The 16,286-nt window shown below is 62.9% G+C and carries 16 protein-coding genes; 8 read left to right on the top strand and 8 right to left on the bottom strand.

The window, feature by feature from the left end:
* Positions 1 to 69 precede the first annotated feature (69 nt).
* Positions 70 to 1,158 (top strand): PLP-dependent cysteine synthase family protein, encoded by a 1,089-nt coding sequence (locus ACIPY2_RS02040; protein WP_400264722.1) that lies wholly within the window; start codon positions 70 to 72, stop codon positions 1,156 to 1,158.
* Here the strand turns inward: ACIPY2_RS02040 and ACIPY2_RS02035 are convergent.
* Positions 1,155 to 1,826: an MBL fold metallo-hydrolase gene (locus ACIPY2_RS02035; RefSeq protein ID WP_400264721.1), complete on the bottom strand. Its 672-nt coding sequence runs from the start codon at positions 1,824 to 1,826 to the stop codon at positions 1,155 to 1,157. The genes ACIPY2_RS02040 and ACIPY2_RS02035 overlap by 4 nt on opposite strands.
* Before the next feature lie 93 nt (positions 1,827 to 1,919).
* Here ACIPY2_RS02035 and ACIPY2_RS02030 point away from each other — a divergent pair, with 93 nt between their 5' ends.
* A complete protein-coding gene (locus tag ACIPY2_RS02030) occupies positions 1,920 to 2,381 on the top strand; it encodes a Fur family transcriptional regulator (protein ID WP_400264720.1) in 462 nt (153 codons plus the stop codon).
* On the opposite strand, the gene ACIPY2_RS02025 is transcribed toward ACIPY2_RS02030, so the two are convergent.
* From ACIPY2_RS02025 to ACIPY2_RS02005, 5 genes are all read right to left on the bottom strand, one after another.
* Entirely contained in the window at positions 2,378 to 3,268 is an 891-nt protein-coding gene (locus ACIPY2_RS02025) for a metal ABC transporter permease (protein WP_400264719.1), read from the bottom strand. The genes ACIPY2_RS02030 and ACIPY2_RS02025 overlap by 4 nt on opposite strands.
* Entirely contained in the window at positions 3,268 to 4,083 is an 816-nt protein-coding gene (locus ACIPY2_RS02020; protein ID WP_400264718.1) for a metal ABC transporter ATP-binding protein, read from the bottom strand. Before ACIPY2_RS02020 ends, ACIPY2_RS02025 begins: the two co-directional genes overlap by 1 nt.
* A 131-nt stretch (positions 4,084 to 4,214) precedes the next feature.
* The gene (locus tag ACIPY2_RS02015) at positions 4,215 to 5,177 is read right to left on the bottom strand and encodes a metal ABC transporter solute-binding protein, Zn/Mn family (RefSeq protein WP_400264717.1); all 963 of its coding nucleotides are present in this window, start codon (positions 5,175 to 5,177) and stop codon (positions 4,215 to 4,217) included.
* Positions 5,178 to 5,306: 129 nt separating this feature from the next.
* Positions 5,307 to 6,380 (bottom strand): hemolysin family protein, encoded by a 1,074-nt coding sequence (locus tag ACIPY2_RS02010; RefSeq protein ID WP_400264716.1) that lies wholly within the window; start codon positions 6,378 to 6,380, stop codon positions 5,307 to 5,309.
* Positions 6,377 to 7,723: a hemolysin family protein gene (locus ACIPY2_RS02005; RefSeq protein WP_400264715.1), complete on the bottom strand. Its 1,347-nt coding sequence runs from the start codon at positions 7,721 to 7,723 to the stop codon at positions 6,377 to 6,379. Before ACIPY2_RS02005 ends, ACIPY2_RS02010 begins: the two co-directional genes overlap by 4 nt.
* 480 nt (positions 7,724 to 8,203) lie before the next feature.
* On the opposite strand from ACIPY2_RS02005, the gene ACIPY2_RS02000 reads away from it, so the two are divergent.
* The 5 genes from ACIPY2_RS02000 to ACIPY2_RS01980 all read left to right on the top strand — a co-directional run bounded on the left by ACIPY2_RS02000 (position 8,204) and on the right by ACIPY2_RS01980 (position 14,457).
* Complete coding sequence (locus tag ACIPY2_RS02000; protein ID WP_400264714.1) at positions 8,204 to 12,013, top strand: multifunctional oxoglutarate decarboxylase/oxoglutarate dehydrogenase thiamine pyrophosphate-binding subunit/dihydrolipoyllysine-residue succinyltransferase subunit; 3,810 nt, start codon at positions 8,204 to 8,206, stop codon at positions 12,011 to 12,013.
* Positions 12,014 to 12,150: 137 nt separating this feature from the next.
* Positions 12,151 to 12,750 (top strand): GDSL-type esterase/lipase family protein, encoded by a 600-nt coding sequence (locus tag ACIPY2_RS01995; protein WP_400264713.1) that lies wholly within the window; start codon positions 12,151 to 12,153, stop codon positions 12,748 to 12,750.
* A gap of 81 nt (positions 12,751 to 12,831) precedes the next feature.
* Positions 12,832 to 13,680 (top strand): DUF4097 family beta strand repeat-containing protein, encoded by an 849-nt coding sequence (locus ACIPY2_RS01990; RefSeq protein WP_400264712.1) that lies wholly within the window; start codon positions 12,832 to 12,834, stop codon positions 13,678 to 13,680.
* Complete coding sequence (locus ACIPY2_RS01985) at positions 13,680 to 14,294, top strand: PadR family transcriptional regulator (RefSeq protein ID WP_400264711.1); 615 nt, start codon at positions 13,680 to 13,682, stop codon at positions 14,292 to 14,294. Before ACIPY2_RS01990 ends, ACIPY2_RS01985 begins: the two co-directional genes overlap by 1 nt.
* 88 nt (positions 14,295 to 14,382) lie before the next feature.
* Entirely contained in the window at positions 14,383 to 14,457 is a 75-nt protein-coding gene (locus tag ACIPY2_RS01980) for a 50S ribosomal protein bL37 (RefSeq protein ID WP_369299106.1), read from the top strand.
* Positions 14,458 to 14,534: 77 nt separating this feature from the next.
* On the opposite strand, the gene rsrA is transcribed toward ACIPY2_RS01980, so the two are convergent.
* Together rsrA and ACIPY2_RS01970 are read right to left on the bottom strand one after the other, a co-directional pair.
* The gene (gene rsrA / locus ACIPY2_RS01975; protein WP_400264710.1) at positions 14,535 to 14,795 is read right to left on the bottom strand and encodes a mycothiol system anti-sigma-R factor; all 261 of its coding nucleotides are present in this window, start codon (positions 14,793 to 14,795) and stop codon (positions 14,535 to 14,537) included.
* The gene (locus ACIPY2_RS01970; RefSeq protein WP_400264709.1) at positions 14,792 to 15,589 is read right to left on the bottom strand and encodes a sigma-70 family RNA polymerase sigma factor; all 798 of its coding nucleotides are present in this window, start codon (positions 15,587 to 15,589) and stop codon (positions 14,792 to 14,794) included. Before ACIPY2_RS01970 ends, rsrA begins: the two co-directional genes overlap by 4 nt.
* 178 nt (positions 15,590 to 15,767) lie before the next feature.
* Here ACIPY2_RS01970 and ACIPY2_RS01965 point away from each other — a divergent pair, with 178 nt between their 5' ends.
* Complete coding sequence (locus tag ACIPY2_RS01965) at positions 15,768 to 16,283, top strand: DoxX family membrane protein (protein WP_400264708.1); 516 nt, start codon at positions 15,768 to 15,770, stop codon at positions 16,281 to 16,283.
* Positions 16,284 to 16,286 lie beyond the last annotated feature (3 nt).

Genomic DNA, 16,286 nt, shown 5'->3' with positions numbered 1-16,286 from the left:
GGATTGGGTTGCCTTTCCCAGCCTAGTCGGCGGTCCGGACGCGTGGGCGGACGCCGGTAGGCTTGTCCGGTGAGCAATTCGTGCATCCAGGACCGGGCGTGGGCCCACGAAGCCATCCGCAAGATCGAGGCGGAAAACAACAGGTCCGCGGACACCCACCTTTATGCGGTCCCGTTGCCCGAGCACTGGGGCGTTGATCTCTACCTCAAGGACGAGTCCACGCACCGCTCAGGCAGCCTCAAGCACCGCCTTGCCCGGTCCCTGTTCCTTTACGGCCTGGTCAACGGCTGGATTACCGAGGGCACCACCATTGTGGAGGCATCCAGCGGCAGCACTGCGGTATCCGAGGCCTACTTTGCCCGGCTGATCGGGCTGCCGTTCATCGCCGTCATGACCAAGACCACCAGCCCGGAGAAGATCGCGCTGATCGAAGAATTCGGCGGCGCGTGCCTTCTGGTGGACCACGCTTCAGAGGTATATGCCGTGGCAGAACAAACCGCGCGCACGTCCGGTGGCTACTACATGGACCAATTCACTTTTGCCGAGCGGGCCACGGACTGGCGCGGCAACAACAACATCGCGGAGTCGATTTTCGAGCAGTTGGCACTCGAACGCCACCCGGTTCCCGAGTGGATCGTGGTCGGAGCAGGTACGGGCGGAACCAGCGCGACGATCGGCCGCTATCTGCGCTACAACCGGCACTCCACCAAGCTGGCCGTGGTCGATCCTGAAAACTCGGCTTTCTTCCCTGCGTGGCGCGATGCCGGAGAAAGCCCCGCCACAGGCCTGCCCTCCCGGATCGAGGGAATCGGCCGCCCACGGGTGGAACCCAGCTTTGTCCCTGCCGTCATCGACCACATGATCCAGGTTCCGGACGCCGCTTCCGTGGCCGCCATGCGGCACCTGAAGAAACTCACGGGCCTGCTCGCGGGACCATCCACGGGCACCAACCTCTGGGGCGTCTGGCAGCTCGTGGCACGCATGGTCGCCGATGGCCGCCAGGGCAGCATCGTTTCGTTGATGTGCGACGCCGGGGACCGGTACACCCGCAGCTACTACGACGCCCGGTGGCTGGCGACGCAGGGCCTGGACCCTGCCCCGTACGAAGCCGTTCTTGGGTCTTTCCACGAGACCGGGAACTGGAACAGCCCGGCCTAGACCTCCACGGACTCCCGGGACTTGAGGCTGCGGTATTCCGTTCCGTACCGGGCGCCGATCCTGGTGACGTGGCCTTCCACCAGTCCACGGCCGAGGTCGTTCAGCAGCGCGTCGTGCACTGGATACGCCTTGGGGGCACGGACTGAGATGACGAAGTCCACCACTTCCCCCACCTTGGACCAGGGCGCGTGGGTGGGAACCAGAAGTGTCTTGACCGCGATCCCATCGGGAACAACAAAGGAATCTCCCGGGTGGAACACGTTTTCATCAACCAGGTAACCGATGTTGTGCACCACGGGGATCTGGGCATGGATCAGGGCGTGCTGACCTCCGAAGGTCCGCACCCCGAAGCCGGCCACGTCCAAGGCAGAACCCGGATCCACTGAGTGGATGCGCCCGGACACGTCGCCGCCTGCTGATTCGCCGACAGCTTCCTGCAGGGTGTTTGCCACGCCACCCGGTGCATACAGAACGAGTGCTGGGTTTGCCTGCAATGCTTCAAGCACCACTGGCTGGTCAATGTGGTCCGCGTGTTCATGCGTAATCAGGACGGCATGGGCGCCTTCAAGGGCTTCCTTGGACTCGGAGAACGTACCCGGATCGATCACCAGGACCTTGCCATCCTTTTCCAGCCGGACACAGGCGTGCGTATACTTTGTGAGCTTCATGGTCACAGCCTAGGGTCCCCCGCAGGCCCGATCCAAGCAGGCCCGGCTGGTAAAATTGGACTTTGCCAGCAACCAGGGGAAGTGGGTCTTTCAATGCCACAGGGCACGAGTTCCGCCATAAGTGGCACGTCCGCAGCCGGAGGCGTGAAGGAGCAGCGCGTCACCAAACAGCGCCTGGCAGTCAGCGCGGCCTTGGACGAATTGGACGACTTTGTCAGCACCCAGGAGCTGTACCGGCTCCTGCAGAACAAGGGCATCTCGGTTTCGCTCGCGACTGCGTACCGGATCCTGCAGTCTCTGGCCGACGACGGCCTGATCGACGTTCTGCGCAACGGCGACGGAGAAGCCGTCTACCGGCGCTGCGCCGTCACCGGGCACCACCACCACTTGCTGTGCCGCAACTGCGGGAAGGCCGTGGAAGTGGAAGCGCCCGCCGTCGAAACCTGGGCAGCCCGTACAGCTTCCGAACATGGCTTCACCGAGGTTGCGCACACGGTGGAGATCTTCGGGCTATGCCCGGAGTGCACGGCCAAGAAAGCGGCTGGAAAACTTTAGAGGGCTGCTGCGGGCTGGTCCCGCGAAACCCGGCCGTTGAGGCCGCGATTGGCCCCCACCCTTCCAACGATCCTACAGACCACGTAGATCAGGAAGGACAACGTGGTGACGTAGGGGCTGATGGGGATGCGGCTGCCCAGGGCCAGGAGAATGCCGCCCACCGTGGCCGTGATGGCAAACAGGACACTAAGCAGCACAACCAGCTTCGGCGAAGTCGTCACCCGCAATGCCGCGGCGGCGGGGGTGATCAGCAAAGCGAGTACCAGCAAGGCCCCCACAATTTGGATCGAAAGCGCCACGCTGACGCCCAGCAGCACCATGAAGCCGATGGCAAGCCCACGGACGGGCACTCCCCTGGCCTCGGCCATGTCAGGATCAACGCTGGCAAAGCTCAACGGCCGCCAAATGGCCGCCAGTGCAAGCATGACCACCACGGCGGTGCCGGCGAGGGCCTGGAGCTGCACCGTGTCCACCGAAACGATCTGCCCGGTCAGCAAACCGAACTTGTTGGCTGCCCGGCCCTCATACAGGGCGAGGAAAAGGATGCCGAGGCCCAGGCCAAACGGCATGATCACACCGATGATGGAGTTCTTGTCCCGGGCCCTGACGCCCATGAAACCCAACAGCACGGCGGCCGCTACCGAGCCCACCAGCGAACCCATGATGATGTCAGCGCCCACCAGCAGGGCAAACGCTGCGCCGGCGAAGGAGAGCTCGGAAATCCCATGGACGGCGAAAGCGAGGTCCCGCTTCATGACGAACGTGCCCACCAGGCCGCCCAGGAGGCCAAGGACGGCGCCGGCCCAGATGGAGTTCTGCACCAGGACAAGGAGATCGCTGTAGTTCTCGAAGTTGAAGATGGTGTGGAACATGCTGTTGAGGTCCATCAGAGCTCCTCCCCGGCAGTTGCGTGGGCATCGTCATGGAAGTGGGTGGTCGCGTCGGGAAGCCCGACGACGACGATCCTTCCGTTGGCGCGGATGACTTCCACGTGGCCGTTGTAGAGGTCCGACAAGACTTCGGTGGTCATGACTTCTTCGGGAGTTCCAACGCGGAACCGCCCGCCGGCCAGGTAGAGGACGCGGTCCACGTAGTCGATCACCGGATTGATCTCGTGGGTCACGAACACCACTGCGCTGTTTCTCTGGTGGCATTGCTCGTTGATCAGCGAGCTCACGCCCTGCTGGTGGTGCAGGTCCAGGGAGAGCAAAGGCTCGTCGCAGAGCAGAACCCGGGGCTCCGCGGCCAGCGCCTGCGCAACCCGAAGCCTCTGCTGTTCACCTCCGGACAATTGGCCTACGGGAACCTTGGCGTAATCGGAGGCACCGACGAGTTCCAGCAAGCCGTCAATACGCTCGTTGACCTTGCGGTTCCCTATGCGCAGGCCCCAGCGATGCCCGTCGATTCCAAGGCCCACCAGGTCCCTTGCCCGCAATGGTGTGTCCGGCGCGAAGGATTTCTGCTGCGGGATGTAACCGATGTTTCGGCTGCCCCGTTCCACCGGACGCCCGTCCAGGGTCACTGTTCCGGAGTGAAGTTCCTGCAGCCCCAGGAGGACTTTCAGGAAACTGGTTTTGCCGCTGCCGTTCGGACCCAGCACTGCAAAAAATTCGCCCGGATGGATGTCGAGGTCAAGGTCCCTCCAGAGTGTCCTCTTGCCGAACTGCAGGCTGGCTCCGCGGAGGCTCACTACCGGTGTCAAAAGTTATCCTCGATCCATGCGCACGTCCGATTGGCGCAGTTGTGGGTGGTGCTGGCTGACGGCAGCCGCGGACCCCGCAGCCATCCTGAACATCTTAGGACGCTTGCGGAGCCCTTATCGGCAACCCGGTACTACTTCTTCAAGGCCGAGGAGATGGAATCCACATTGGCCGTCATCCATTGGAGGTAGTCCTTGCCCTCCGGCAGAGTCTCAGTGAAGTTGACCACCGGAACGCCGGAGGCTTCCGCGGCCTTCTTGACGGACTCGGTCTGCGGCCCTTCCGTCTGCTCGTTATAGGCGAGCAAACGGACATGTGCCACCATGTCCGTGGTCTCCTTGAGGACGGAAGCCGGGACATCGGTGCCTTCCTCGATTGCGGCGCTGTACGCTTCCGGGGTTTTGTTGACCAGGCCGGCGCTTTCCAGGAGATACAGCGGAACCGGCTCGGTAATGGCTACCGGGGCTCCGTCGTTGGCGGACTTGAGGGCGCTGAGCTTGCCTGCGAGTTCGGCCAGTTTGGACTTGAAGGCCCCGGCGTTGCTCTTGAAGGTCTCTGCCGACGCACTGTCCAGGCTGCCGAGCTTGGTTGCCACGGCGTCTGCGAGCTTGCCCATGGAGTCCAAGCTGTACCACACGTGCTCATTGAAGTCGCCGTGACTGTGGTCGTGGCCATCCGTCGCGTGCGAGTCTTCGCTGTGGTTTGCATCCGCGGGCGCCAGGCCGGAAACCTCCACGGCGCTGATCATGTTGTCGTGGCCGACGTTGGTGTCGTCGGCCAGCTTGTGCAGGAATCCGTCGTAGCCTCCGCCGTTCTCCACCACGAGCTTGGCTTTGGAAACCACGAGCTTGTCCTGGGCGCTTGCCTCGTAGGAGTGGGGATCCTGGCTGGTCTTGGAAATGATGGAGGAGACGTTTACTTTGTCGCCGCCCACCGTCTTCACGATATCGCCGTAGACATTGGTGGAGGTCACCACTTCCAGGGCCCCGGACGACGACGGCGAACCGGACCCGGCCGCTCCGGCGCAGGAGGACAGGGATATGGCGGCTACTGCGGTGAAAGCGGCCATGGACAGGCGGGCGGCGTAACGTCGCACGGAAACCTCGGATCTACTCAAAATGAGAATCAAACACAACAAGCGTACGGCTTCAGAGTAGCCCTAAATGGGAATGATTCCTATTTAGGGCTACGTCTTAGGCCCCGGCGCGCTTGAGCGGGATCGGCCCTACTGCTCCGAGCCGGGACCACCAAGGCGTCGAATGCCCGTGGCCTGGGTGGCATCGCGGATCTCTCCCACCAATTGCTCGATGACATCTTCAAGGAACAGGACTCCCTGCGTATTCCCTCCCGGCCCCACCACCCTCGCCAGGTGGGAACCCGTACGCTGCATGACGGACATGGCGCGCTCGATCTCGTCCTCGGGCGACAGATTGGCCATGGAGCGGATCCGCCCCTCCGCAATCGGGTGCTTTCGGCCCTCGTCCGGGATGGAAAGGATGTCCTTGACATGCAGGTAGCCGGCGAGTTCGCCGTCGTCGTCCACCATCGGAAAACGCGAGAAGCCCGTCCGGCTGACCGCTTTCTCCAGGTCCACCGGCGTGGAGGCCGTCCGGAGCACCACCAGCTTTTCCAGCGGAACCATGATGTGCGAGGCCGTATGTTCCGAAAACTCCAAGGCACCGGTCAACAGGCCCGCTTCATCGTCCACCAGGCCGTGCCGGGTGGACTCCTGAACGATCGACTGCACCTCTTCAAGAGTGAAGGACGAGGAAACCTCATCCTTGGGTTCGATCCGCATCAAGCGAAGGATATGGTTCGCCAGCCAGTTCAGCGTCCAGATAACCGGCTTGACCACCCGGGCAATGAACACCAGCGGGGGCGCGAGCAGCAACGCGGCCTTGTCGGCAACCGAGACGGAAATATTCTTCGGGACCATCTCCCCGAACGTGACATGCAGGAACGTCACGAACAGCAGGGCGATGACGAACGCCACCACGTCGGCCAACTCCACCGGAACGCCTACCAATTCCAACGGTTCAGCCAGAAGGTGGTGGATTGCAGGTTCCGCAACCTGCAGGATCAGGAGGGAACACACAGTAATACCCAACTGTGCGCAGGCAAGCATCAGGGACACGTTCTCCATGGCCGTGAGCGTGGTCCGGGCCCGCGTCGACCCTGCCTCCGCCAAGGGCTCGATCTGGCTGCGGCGGGCGGACATCACGGCGAATTCGGCACCCACAAAAAACGCGTTGCCGATCAGCAGCACAACCAGCCAGGCGATTCCTGCCCAGTCACTCATAGGGCACCTGCCTCGTGGGAGTCGCCCCGGCCCTCGGCCACGGGGTCCTCTTCCACGCGGTGGAAGCAGATCCGGTCAATCCTCCGGCCGTCCATCCTCGTGACCGTGAGCGTGCCGCCACCGGCGTCCACCACGTCACCCACCTGCGCGATGCGGCCAAGCTTGCTCATGACGTAGCCGCCCACCGTTTCATAAGCGGACTCATCGGGAACCTGCAACCCTGGAATCTGCTCCGACACTTCATCCGGCCTCAAGAGGCCGGGAAAGTACCAATCACCGGAGGCGCTCTGCAGTACGCCCGGCCTCACTTTGTCGTGCTCGTCGGACACTTCACCGACGATCTCTTCGACGAGGTCCTCAAGCGTGGCAATACCGGCAGTCCCGCCGTACTCATCCAGCACCACCGCCAGCTGAAGGTTCCCTTCGCGCAATTCCGTAAGCAAGGAATCGAGATGGATCGTCTCCGGGACGCGGAGGACTTCGGTCATGATCGCCCCGGCCTCGAGTTTCGCCCGACGTTCAGCCGGAACCGCTACGGCTTTCTTAATGTGCACCACCCCGCGGATATCGTCGGCCGAATCACCGATCACAGGGAAACGCGAATAACCCGTGCGGCGGGCCGCATCGAGGATGTCAGTCACGGGCTGGTCCGCATCGATGGTTTCCATCCGGATGCGCGGCGTCATGACGTCGGCCGCCGTCCGACCCGAAAAGTTGAGCGTGCGCGCCACGAAGTTCGCCGTTCCCGCATCAAGGGTTCCAAGCTCCGCTGAACGCCGCACCAGCGATGCCAGCTCTGCCGGGGTGCGGGCTCCGGATATTTCTTCCTTTGCCTCAAGCCCGAAGAGATTCAGGACCTTATTGGAAAAGCCGTTCAGGACGATGATGGCCGGCTTGAACACCGACGTGAAGATCAGCTGGGGCCGCGCCAGCCGCTTGCCCAGCGGAAAGGCCAGGGCAATGGCCATATTCTTCGGAACGAGCTCGCCTAAGAGCATGGAAAGAAGCGTTGCCAGGATCATGGCCACCACCAGTGCGATGGAACGGGCAGCTTCCGGCGCGAGGCCCAGCAGCCCCAGGGGCCCGGAAAGCAGCTGCCCCACGGAGGGCTCCATCACGAAGCCCGTCAGCAAAGTGGTTAGCGTGATGCCCAACTGGCAACTGGAAAGCTGTGTGGATAAGGACTTAAGGCACTTGAGGAGGGGTACGGCGGCCTGGTCACCGTTGTCCACGGCGCGCTGCACGCTCGCCTGGTCCAGGGCAACCAGCGAGAACTCGACTGCCACAAAGAATCCGGTTCCCAGAATCAGGGCAAAGCCGCCCAGCAGGAGTAGCCATTCCACTTACAGCATCCCTCCAAGACGGGGAACCGGAAGTGGGGCCTTCGCACCTCGATCGGAGAAGGGGCCAGGCGGAGGCTGGTCAGATACGGCGGACCTTTGATCCGCTCGGCCACCGACGGAAACCGCCGGACCATGATGGGCACGTGAACGGGTGTTGCCGGCTCTCCGGGCTGGCTCAAAGGAGTTGCCCTTAAGGCTCCCCCCGCAGCGCCCAGGCCGGCACCTGGATTTACTGTCCATAAGACCTTCAGTTTACAGGGACGGCCCGGCATCCCATCCGCTCCCTGGAGCATTGGAGGCTTCATTGCGTAGGCGCTTGCGGGCATAACATGATTTAGGTCACCACTATTGGCAGTTAACCAACGATCCTAACTAGACTGGCAAAGGTCTGAGTTCGCGGGACCCGGACCCTGGTGCATCGTTGTGGAAAAGCAACATGGCCAGCGGGAAATCAACACTCATGGAAGAGGCGTATTTCAAGTGCCAGAGCAGCCCAGCCACCGTCTACCAGAGGAATTTGGCGGAAACGAGTGGCTCGTTGACGAACTGTACGAGCGGTATCAGCAGGACAAGAATTCGGTCGACGCCAAGTGGTGGCCGCTTTTTGAATCCTTTGAGACCGGTGACGGCACTTCTTCCAACGGAAACTCCGCAGCCGCAACGGCTGCCAATCCCCCAACCCAAGTACTTCCCGTGGTAGCTCCTGCCGCAGCGGCTCCGGCATCGGCGCCGGCCGCACCGCCGGCTCCCACGGCTGCACCGGCCGCCGCCGCACCGGCTGCGGCACCTGCACCGGCGAAGAAGGAACCGGCCACAGTTGCCAAGGACGGGGCAAAGAAGCCCACCGGCGGCAACGCAGCCCAGCCCATTCCCGCCCAGCTGCCCAAGAGCACCAAGGCCCCCACAGCGCCCGAGGAAGACGTCGTCTCCGTGCTTCGCGGACCGGCAAAGGCCATCGCCTCGAACATGGTCACCAGCCTGGAGGTCCCCACCGCCACCAGTGTCCGTGCAATTCCCGCCAAGCTGCTGATTGACAACCGCGTCGTCATCAACTCGAACCTCGCCCGTGCCCGCGGCGGCAAGGTCTCCTTCACCCACCTCATCGGCTACGCAGTTGTCCGGGCGCTGTCCCAGTTCCCGTCGATGAACGTCTACTACGACGAGATCGACGGAAAGCCCAGCGCAGTCCAGCCGGCCCACGTCAACTTCGGCATTGCCATCGACATGCCCAAGCCTGACGGCACCCGCCTCCTGATGGTTCCCAACATCAAAAAGGCCGAGACCATGGACTTCGCGGAGTTCTGGCACACCTACGAGGACCTCATCAAGCGCGCCCGCAACGGCAAGCTCACTGCTGACGACCACGCGGGCACTACCGTCTCACTCACCAACCCGGGCGGCATCGGCACGGTCCACTCCGTCCCGCGCCTCTCCAAGGGCCAGGCCGCCATCATCGGCGTCGGCGCCCTTGACTACCCGGCAGAGTTCCAGGGCGCGAGCGAGAAGATCATCGCCCAGAACGCCATCAGCAAGATCCTCACGCTGACCTCCACCTACGACCACCGCGTGATCCAGGGTGCAGGCAGCGGCGAGTTCCTGAAGCTCGTCCACCAACTCCTGCTCGGTGCGCAGAACTTCTACGACGAAATCTTCGAAGCCCTCCGCATCCCGTACGAGCCCGTTCGCTGGAGCCCCGACCTTCAGGTGGATCCGGCTGACGAGATCAACAAGGTTGCCCGCATCCAGCAGCTGATCCACTCCTACCGCGTGCGTGGCCACCTCATGGCGGACACCGATCCCCTGGAGTACGTCCAGCGCAAGCACCCGGACCTCGATGTACTGACCTATGGCCTGACGCTGTGGGACCTGGACCGCGAGTGGCCCACCGGCGGTTTCGGCGGCAAGCCGATGCTGAAGTTCCGCGACATCCTCGGTGTGCTGCGTGACGCGTACTGCCGCACCACGGGCATCGAGTACATGCACATTCAGGAACCGGCCGAGCGCAAGTGGTTCCAGGACCAGCTGGAGCACCCCTACTCGAAGCCGAGCCGCGAAGAGCAGTTGCGGATCGTTTCCAAGCTGAACGCAGCCGAAGCTTTCGAGACCTTCCTGCAGACCAAGTTCGTGGGCCAGAAGCGCTTCTCCCTCGAAGGCGGCGAATCGCTGATCCCGCTGCTGGACGCCATCATCTCCGACGCAGCCGACGACGGCCTGGACGAGGTCGCGATCGGTATGGCCCACCGTGGCCGCCTCAACGTGCTGACCAACATCGCAGGCAAGACCTACGCCCAGGTGTTCCGCGAGTTCGAAGGCACCCAGGACCCGCGCTCCGTCCAGGGCTCGGGCGACGTCAAGTACCACCTTGGCACCGAGGGAACCTTCACGTCCGACAACGGCAAGCAGACCAAGGTCTACCTGGCCGCGAACCCGTCCCACCTCGAAGCCGTGGACTCCGTCCTCGAAGGCATCGTCCGCGCCAAGCAGGACCGCCTGGACCAGGGCGAATCCTTCCCCGTGCTTCCGATCATGGTCCACGGTGACGCAGCATTCGCCGGCCAGGGCGTGGTGGCGGAAACGCTAAACCTTTCCCAGCTGCGCGGCTACCGTACGGGTGGCACCATCCACGTGATCGTGAACAACCAGGTCGGTTTCACCACCGCACCTTCGTCCTCGCGTTCGTCCACGTACTCCACGGACGTCGCCAAGATGATCCAGGCACCGGTCTTCCACGTGAACGGCGACGACCCCGAGGCCGTGGTGCGTATTGCGCAGCTCGCCTACGAGTTCCGCCAGCGGTTCCACAAGGACGTCGTCATCGACATGGTCTGCTACCGCCGTCGTGGCCACAACGAGGGCGACGACCCCTCGATGACCCAGCCGCTGATGTACAACCTGATCGAGGCGAAGCGTTCGGTTCGCAAGCTGTACACCGAGTCCCTCATCGGCCGTGGCGACATCACCGAAGAGGAAGCCGAGCAACTGCTCCGCGACTACCAAGAACGCCTGGAGCGGGTCTTCGCCGAGACCCACGCTGCGCAGACCTCCCCGATCCCGATCATCACTGCGGATTCCGCAGCGGTTTCGGACATCGAACGCCCGATTGCCCAGCAGGCCGACTTCGGCACCAACTCGCCGGCATCCACCGCCATCTCCGCGGAAACCCTCGCCCGCATCGGCAAGGCCCACCTGGAGATTCCGGAAGGCTTCACAGTCCACTCCAAGCTCAAGCAGCTCCTGGAGAAGCGCGAACAGATGTCCCGCGAAGGCGGCATCGACTGGGGCTTCGGCGAAATCGCAGCCTTTGGATCCCTGATCATGGAGGGCGTACCTGTGCGTCTCGCCGGCCAGGACTCCCGCCGTGGAACCTTTGTACAGCGCCACGCCGTCTTCCACGACCGCGCCAACGGCAACGAGTGGCTGCCCTTGGGCAACCTCTCGGACAACCAGGCCAAGCTGTGGATCTATGACTCCCTGCTGTCCGAGTACGCTGCCATGGGCTTCGAATACGGATACTCGGTGGAGCGTCCGGACGCGTTGGTCCTCTGGGAAGCCCAGTTCGGCGACTTCGTCAACGGTGCCCAGACGATCATCGACGAGTTCATCTCTTCGGCCGAGCAGAAGTGGGGCCAGCGCTCCTCGCTCGTCCTGATGCTGCCGCACGGCTACGAAGGACAGGGACCGGACCACTCTTCCGCCCGCATCGAGCGCTTCCTGCAGCTTTGTGCCGAGGACAACATGATCGTCGCCAACCCGACGACTGCTGCTTCGCACTTCCACCTGCTACGCCGCCAGGCCTACAGCCGCCCGCGCAAGCCGTTGATCATCTTCACGCCGAAGCAGCTGCTCCGCCTCAAGGGTGCCGCTTCCGCCGTCGAGGATTTCACCACTGGCGGCTTCAAGCCGGTCATCGGCGAGCACGAAGTCCAGCCCGCCAACGTTGACCGCGTCATCCTGGTCTCGGGACGGTTGTACTACGATCTCCTGTCCAACCGGCAGAAGTCCGGCGATACTTCCACCGCGATTATCCGTGTTGAGCAGCTCTACCCGCTGCCCAAGGCAGAGATCGAGGCAGAGCTCGCCAAGTACCCCAACGCGGACATCATTTGGGCGCAGGACGAGCCGGCCAACCAGGGACCGTGGCCGTTCATGGGCTTGAACCTGGCGCCGGAACTGGACCGCAGGATCCGCCTCGTGTCGCGCCCGGCATCGGCTTCCACGGCGGCCGGTTCCATGAAGCGCCACGCCGCTGAACAGGATGCCCTGATCAAGCAGGCATTCGAACGCAAGTAAACGAAACTGCCCGGCCTGAGGAGCGATAAACACGCCCCAGGCCGGGCAGTTCTGTTTAATGGGACAGATACCCGGTTCATTAACCGGCGCTGATCCGTAAGCCGTGCATGGACCGTAACGAGTGTGAAGAGGTAACCGTGGAAGACAGGAAGCTGCGTGTCGCAGCTGTTGGAGATGAACTGCTGGCTGGACTGGGCGATCCCCGGGCCCTCGGTTGGCTTGGCCGCGTGCTGGCCCGCACACCCCAGGATGCCGTCACAGTGGAAAGCTTTTCGCTCCCCTGCCCCATGGAAGGAACCGAGGGCCTGGCCGCCCGGTGGCAGGACGAGGCCGGCCGGCGGTTCAGCGATACCCACGAGAACCGGCTGGTCATCGGGCTTTCCGGCCGCGACCTGGAGTTCGGGCTGTCGACCGCCCGCAGCCGGTTGAACCTGGCCAACATCCTTGACGGCGCGTCGCACAGCGGCGTTGAAGTGTTCGTCGTCGGCCCGCCGCCCACGCTGGACCCGGCACGGAACAAGCGCCTCGCTGAACTCAATACGGCCTTCGCCGATGTCACGACAAGGAGGAACCACCACTACGTGGACACTTTCTCCCCCTTGCTCAACCATGAGCAGTGGAGGACGGACCTCGCAGCCAATGGGGGCACCCCGGGACAGGCCGGCTACGGATTGATTGCGTGGCTCGTACTGCACCGTGGCTGGTTCCAGTGGCTTAACATCGCCCAACCGGAGTAATCCGAACACCCCTTGCCACGCCCCTAATCGAGATATATCGTGTTTACATCAAACGCGATATATCTCGACAACGGAGGCATCATGTCAGACGAGTTATGGACCGTGACCGGCCCGCAGACAATAGACGTGGACGACGTCCGCTCGCTCAAACTGGGGATCGTGAAGGGCCGCTTCGACGTGGTCACCCACGACGAACCTTTTGTCCGCATCGAGATCAGCGAGATCACCGGCGATCCCCTGACGGTCACGCTGGTCAACGGACGCCTCGAGGTGCGGCATCAACTCCAGGGTCCGCAGGGATGGTTCCGTAACCTGATGGGGACCGTCAACAACAACAGCACCAACTCGGTTGTTGTCGGTATCGCTCTGCCGCCCGGCGTCGACGTCGAGGCCGGCACCGTCAGCGGTGACGGCCTGGTCTCGGGCATCAGCGGCAACACGCGACTGAACACCGTCTCCGGATCCGTCATGGCCGATGGAACGGCAGGCGAACTCCACGTCAACACCGTCAGCGGCGAGGTCATCGCGAGGAACCACGACGGCGTCCTGACCGCCAAGAGCGTCTCGGGTGAAGTCACCGCCTCGGGCACCTTGTCGAACGTCCGTGCGACGACGGTCAGCGGGGACCTCAGCTTCGACCTCCAGGATTACACGAACGATTTTGGTGCCAACTCCGTCTCCGGCGACCTGACCGTCAGGCTCCCCCACGATGTCGGCCTTGACGTCGTGGCGAAATCCGCCAGCGGTTCGGTAATCATCGATGACCAGTTGTATTCCCAGCCGGGCAGCAACGTGCACACCATCGTGGGCCCCGACCACAAACTCATGCTGTTCAGGACCAACACGGTCTCAGGCAAGACATTCGTGATGCATGCCCCCGCGCCCGCGAACGGCAACGAAAGCCACGTCCCCGGCGAAGCGGGGCTGTGATGCCACCCGTCTTCGCGCACGGAGCACTCCGGCTGTATCTTCTGGCCCTTCTCGAAGCCGCGCCAAAGCACGGCTACGAACTGATCAAGGCTTTGGGCGACCGCTTCGGCGGCACGTACTCCCCAAGCGCCGGCACCATCTATCCCAGGCTGGCCAAACTTGAAGTAGAAGGCCTCGTTGCCACTGAATCCGAGGGCAGGCGCACCAAGTACTCCATCACGGAGGCGGGCCGCGCCGAACTGGACCGGCGCCGGGAGGAACTTGCCGACGTCGAGGACAACATCTCGGCCTCGGTGCGGCGGCTGGCCGATGATCTCAGGGCCGACATCCGCAGCAACATGCAAGGACTCAGGGCCGACCTGGCCGCGACCGCAGAAGCCGCGCGCAGCAACGCGCGGACAGCCCCGCCCACCGAACGGACGTCCAGCTACTCCCCGGAAGGCCAACGCATGCTTAAGGAAGCCGAGCTCCTGGTCCAATCATTCCGGGACGACGTCCGCGTGGAACTCCGTAAACACGGCGCATCGCAGTCCCTGACACCGGTCACGCTCGAAACCGTGCGTACCGTCCTGGACCAGGCGCGCATCTCGATCAGGAATTCGCTACGCAGCTGACAATCCCTGCCGGTTCGCGAGGCCATGCCCGGATGTGCGAAACTGGAGGGCAGCTCTATTGAGTATCAAACATGTAAGGAGGCCAGCTATGAGCAAGCGTGCACGTAAGCGTCGTGACCGTAAGCGCGGCGGCGCGAACCACGGCAAGCGCCCCAACACCTAAGCCCAAGGCTTAGCGGTCAAGGCTTAAACAGCAAGGGCCCCGGAAACCTCAGGTTTCCGGGGCCCTTCGCGTTCGGCTCAGGCTTCCACAGGCTTAATGGCGTGGATCCTGTCCAAGATGGAGTTCTTGAGGTTTTCCGGAGCGGACTCCGTGCACGAACGCTTGACCATGGTGCGGATCAGGCATTCGAGGTCATACTGCTCAGAGCATTCCTCGCAACCGTCCAAGTGCTGCTTGATCTCGCTGAGGTCCTCCCGGGTCAGTGCGCCGTCGAGGTACTCGTAAATACGCTGCATGCGCGTATCGTCGCAATCGCCCAATCCCTGGCAGTCGCTCATTTCTCTTTCTCCTGATTGTTGCTCCCGGCCGAGGCCTGGTCTTCTGTCTGGGCTTTGAAACCCCGTTCGGCGGCGTAGTCCGCCAGCATGTCCCGCAGCATCTTCCGGCCGCGGTGCAAACGCGACATGACGGTGCCGATCGGGGTATTCATGATCTCGGAAATCTGCTTGTACGCGTAGCCTTCGACGTCCGCGAAGTAGACGGCCAGCCGGAATTCTTCCGGTATGGACTGCAGCGCATTCTTTACATCCGAGTCGGGAAGGTGATCCAAGGCCTCAGCCTCCGCAGAACGGAGACCAGCCGAGGTATGCGACTCAGCCTTCGCCAGCTGCCAGTCCTCGATCGTGTCCGAGTTGGACTGCAGCGGCTCGCGCTGACGCTTCCTGTACAGGTTGATGTAGGTGTTGGTAAGGATCCTGTACAGCCAGGCCTTGAGGTTTGTCCCGGGCTTGTACTGGTGGAAGGCGGAGAAGGCTTTGGTGTAGGCCTCCTGGACGAGGTCTTCGGCATCCGAGGGGTTCCGGGCCATGCGCATGGCCGCCGAATACAGCTGGTCGACATACTGCATCGCGTCGCGCTCGAAGCGCAGCCGCCGCTGTTCGGAGCTTTCGGTGGAAAGGTCGACGTCGGCCGAAGGCTCGGCATCGTCGTTCGGTCCGGCTGCCTGGTCCATGGCCGCTGCGGCCGGTTCAATGGTGCTCATCGATGCCAAGTCTACTGTCAGCTGCAGGGAATCCGGCTGCGCCGGCTCCACAGGCCCCAGTAAATCCGGGCGGTCCTTAACCAGGGTCAAAAAACCTACTCCGTTCCCGTAGCGGCAACACCCTGCCGCAGCCCGGCCTTCACCGCGCATGATGTTCACAACAGCCTTCGGTGGGTAAATATTCCGCAAAGGTGCAAGACTAGAGCAGACTGCACCCCTTGAACACAACGTCGATAAATCTTGTGGCAAGCCATCCAGGAGGCAAGACATGTCTGTAATCCGTTTTCTCGCGCGGCCGATGCTCGCATCCAGCTTCGTCATCACAGGGCTGGATAAACTGAAGAACGCGGATGACACTGCACAGCAATTGTCGCCGGTGCTCCGCCGGGCCTCCGAGTCGCTTCCCTTCAAGACCGACGAGAAAGTCCTGGCCCGCGTCATCGGGGGCGCCCAGTTGGGAGCCGGCGCCCTGCTGGGGCTCGGTAAGCTTTCGCGCCTCGCGGCGACCGTGTTGGCCTTGACTTCTGCCTTGAACACCTATGTGGAGTGGCGCTCGGCTGATATCAGCACCAAGGAAGGCCGGAGCGCCCGCCGGGCACAACTGCTCAAGAACATTTCCCTCACTGGAGGCGTCCTGCTTGCCTCCGTGGACACTGCCGGCCGGCCGAGCCTCGCCTGGCGCGCAGAGCACCTGGCCGCTGACGCCAGGAAGGTCACAGGCAAGCAGTTCAAAAAAGCAGACAAAGCAGTTCGCAAGGCCGTAGACAACGCAGTTGGAGCATAAGGA

Origin of the sequence: Paenarthrobacter sp. NPDC089675 (assembly GCF_044749185.1) — a bacterium.
Lineage (GTDB): Bacteria > Actinomycetota > Actinomycetes > Actinomycetales > Micrococcaceae > Arthrobacter.
The sequence above is the reverse complement of the archived record's forward strand: the minus strand, read 5'-3'. Positions and strand labels throughout refer to the sequence as shown.

Excerpts from the sequence above, each read along its gene's own strand:
- ACIPY2_RS02035 (WP_400264721.1), bottom strand. The coding sequence starts at position 1,826 with ATGAAGCTCACAAAGTATACGCACGCCTGTGTCCGGCTGGAAAAGGAT.
- ACIPY2_RS02030 (WP_400264720.1), top strand. The coding sequence starts at position 1,920 with ATGCCACAGGGCACGAGTTCCGCCATAAGTGGCACGTCCGCAGCCGGA.
- ACIPY2_RS02025 (WP_400264719.1), bottom strand. The coding sequence starts at position 3,268 with ATGGACCTCAACAGCATGTTCCACACCATCTTCAACTTCGAGAACTAC.
- ACIPY2_RS02010 (WP_400264716.1), bottom strand. The coding sequence starts at position 6,380 with ATGAGTGACTGGGCAGGAATCGCCTGGCTGGTTGTGCTGCTGATCGGC.
- ACIPY2_RS01990 (WP_400264712.1), top strand. The coding sequence starts at position 12,832 with ATGTCAGACGAGTTATGGACCGTGACCGGCCCGCAGACAATAGACGTG.
- ACIPY2_RS01985 (WP_400264711.1), top strand. The coding sequence starts at position 13,680 with ATGCCACCCGTCTTCGCGCACGGAGCACTCCGGCTGTATCTTCTGGCC.
- rsrA (WP_400264710.1), bottom strand. The coding sequence starts at position 14,795 with ATGAGCGACTGCCAGGGATTGGGCGATTGCGACGATACGCGCATGCAG.
- ACIPY2_RS01965 (WP_400264708.1), top strand. The coding sequence starts at position 15,768 with ATGTCTGTAATCCGTTTTCTCGCGCGGCCGATGCTCGCATCCAGCTTC.